Source organism: Rhodococcus sp. CX (assembly GCF_015865005.1).
Classification (GTDB): domain Bacteria; phylum Actinomycetota; class Actinomycetes; order Mycobacteriales; family Mycobacteriaceae; genus Rhodococcus.
Genome location: NZ_JADZGH010000261.1, coordinates 39679 through 42920, shown reverse-complemented (window position 1 = coordinate 42920; position 3242 = coordinate 39679). Strand labels below are relative to the sequence as shown.

At 70.3% G+C, this 3242-nt stretch carries 1 protein-coding gene; it reads left to right on the top strand.

The genetic code is table 11. From position 1 onward, the window contains the following. Positions 1-3220 (top strand): non-ribosomal peptide synthetase (locus I0Q12_RS28885; protein ID WP_197257082.1); only part of this gene is annotated, 3220 nt, incomplete at its 5' end. Positions 3221-3242 lie beyond the last annotated feature (22 nt).

The following is a 3242-nucleotide window of genomic DNA, read 5'->3' as shown; positions in this document are numbered from 1 at the left end:
GCCGTTGTCGTTGGCGCAGCAGCGGATGTGGTTCCTGAACCGCTTCGAGCCGGACTCCGCGGCCTACAACATCCCGATTCCGATGCGGCTGAGTGGCACTCTCGACGTCGCCGCGCTCGAAGCGGCGGTCCGTGACGTGATCTCCCGGCACGAGGTGCTGCGCACCTTCTACCCGGAGGTCGACGGCGCCGGCGTGCAGGAAGTGCTTCCGGCCGGGTGGTTGCCGGACGGTCTCGACCCGGTGCAGGTCGCCGACGACACCGAGCTGCGCACCCGGGTCGCGGAACTGCTGTCCGCGGGCTTCGACGTGACCGCGGCGCCGCCCGTGCGCGGCGCCCTGTTCCGGATCACCGAGAACGAGCACGTGCTCGCTCTCGTCGTGCACCACATCGCGGCCGACGGTGTGTCGACCGGACCGCTGGCCCGAGACATCGTCCTGGCCTACACGGCCCGCGTCGGCGGTCAGGCCCCCGCCTGGCAGCCCCTCGAGGTGCAGTACGCGGACTTCGCGCTGTGGCAGCGCGAGGTCCTCGGCGACGAGGCGGACCCCGATTCGTTGCTCTCGCAGCAACTCGACTACTGGGTCGACACGCTCGCCGGAACGCCCGACGTGCTCGACCTGCCCACCGACCGGCCCCGGCCGGCGGTGCGCGACGGCGTCGGCGGAACCGTCGACTTCGCGGTGCCGTCGGATGTCGTCGCCGGGATCAAGCGTCTGGCGGCGGAGCAGCGCGCCACGCCGTTCATGGTCGTGCACACCGCCCTCGCTGTGCTGCTGGCGCGGTTGTCCGGCAGCGACGACATCACGATCGGCACCCCGGTCGCCGGTCGCGGCGAGGCCGCACTCGACGACCTGGTCGGCATGTTCGTCAACACCCTGGTGTTGCGCACCCCGATCGATGCGGCCGCGTCGTTCCGCGACCTGCTCTCGGGAACGTCCCGCGCCGATCTCGGCGCGTTCGCGCACGCGGACGTCCCGTTCGAACGCCTGGTGGACCGCATCAACCCTGTTCGCTCGCAGTCGTTCTCGCCGCTGTTCCAGGTCATGCTGGCGTTCCAGAACTACAGCCAGTCGGTGGTCGAGCTTCCGGGCCTGTCGGTGTCTGCGCTCGAATTCGATTGGCAGGCAGCGCAATACGATCTCTCGGTCACCCTGGTCGAACCGGCCGGAGGTGACGGGTCCTACCTGGGCGAGATCGGCTACGCCGCGGACATCTTCGATGCGGCAACCGTGTCCGCCATCGCGGAGCGCCTCGTCCGCGTCCTGGCGGCCGCGACGGCCGATCCGGACGTCGTCGTCGGCGACCTCGAACTGGTCGACGACGAAGAACGCCGCCGGATGCTCGTCGAGTGGAACGACACCGCCCGACCGGAGACCGACGAACTGCTGCTCGACGGATTCGCCGCGCAGGTGCAGCGGACGCCGGACGCGCCGGCGGTGGTGTTCCGCGACGAGATCCTCGACTACGCGGCGTTCGACCGCCGGATGAACGCGCTCGCGCAGGTCCTCGTCGACCGGGGCGTGGGTCCGGAAGTGCTGGTCGGCGTGTGCATGAGCCGATCCGTCGACATGCTCGTCGCGATCTACGCGATCCTGCGGGCGGGCGGCGGCTACGTTCCGATCGATCCCGAGCATCCCCTCGACCGCACGGCGTACGTGCTCGAGGTCGCGGCACCGCTGCTCGTGCTCACCACCGCCGCGGACCGTGACGCCCTGCCGGGCGAGGTCGCGGCGATCGACGTCGCGGACCTCGACCTCGATGTCGAGACGGCGCAGGTCGACACGGCGCAGGTCGTGACGGCCGCCGGTCTGCGACCGGACAACACCGCGTACGTGATCTTCACGTCGGGTTCGACGGGACGCCCCAAGGGCGTCGCCGTCTCGCACCGGTCCGTCGTCAACCAGATCGCCTGGATGGCGGAGCGGTACGACCTCGGAGCCGGGGACACCGCGCTGCACAAGACGCCCATCACGTTCGACGCGTGTGTGTGGGAGCTGTTCTACCCGCTGCAGGCCGGTGCCCGGCTGGTGATCGCGGAGCCCGGCGGCCACCGCGACCCCGAGTACCTCGTGCAGGTCTCCCGCCGGTGGGACGTGTGCATCCTCGAGTTCGTGCCGTCGATGCTCGCGTTGTTCCTCGCCGACGACGGCCTCGCCCTGCCGCCGTCGCTGCGGTACCTGTCGGCCGGTGGCGAGGCACTGCCCCCGGAACTCGTGGCGCGTTTCGTGTCGCGTTCGGATGCGGTGCTCGACAACACCTACGGGCCGACCGAGGTCACCGTGACCTCGACGGTGTTCCGTTGTGTCGCAGAGGAATCCTCGTCGGTTCCGATCGGTGAGCCGATCCGCGGCGTCCGTGCGTACGTCCTCGACGCACGCCTGCATCCGGTGCCCGTCGGTGTCCCCGGCGAGCTGTACCTGTCGGGTGTCCAGGTCGCCCGCGGCTACCTCGGCCGGCCGGACCTTACCGCCGAGCGATTCGTCGCCGACCCGTTCGATACCACCGGTGGTCGCCTCTACCGGACCGGCGACCTGGTGCGGTGGCTGCCCGACGGCACGCTGGACTACCTCGGCCGCACCGACTTCCAGGTGAAGGTGCGTGGTCTGCGCATCGAACTCGGCGAGATCGAGACGGCGCTGACCGACCTGCCGGAGATCGGGCAGTCCGTCGTTGTGGTCCACGACGGTGAATTCGGTCAGCAGCTCGTCGCCTACGTGGTGCCGTCGGCGGGCGCGACCGTCGATGTCGACGCCGCCCGCGACCGCCTCGGCGAATCGCTGCCCCGGTACATGGTTCCCGACGTCGTGATGGTGCTGGACGAGCTTCCGCTCAACCACTCCGGCAAGCTCGACCGGCGCGCCCTGCCGGAGCCGGTGCTCGCCGTGCGCGAGTTCCGTGGCCCGACGACCGCGGTCGAGGAGATCGTCGCCGCCGTCTACGCCGAGGTGCTCGGTCTCGATCGCGTCGGCCTCGACGACGACTTCTTCGCCCTGGGCGGCAACTCGCTCGTCGCCACCCAGGTGGTCTCCCGGATCGGCAGCGAACTCGACACCCGGATCCCGGTGCGCGCGCTGTTCGAGGCCCCGACGGTCGCCGCACTCGCCGCGGTCGCCGAGCAGCACGCCGGTGCCGGCGCAGTCCCGGATGTGGTTCCTGAACCGGTTCGATCCGGAATCGGCCGCGTACAACGTGCCGGTCGCGATCCGCCTGACGGGTGAACTCGATGTGACGGCCCTCGAA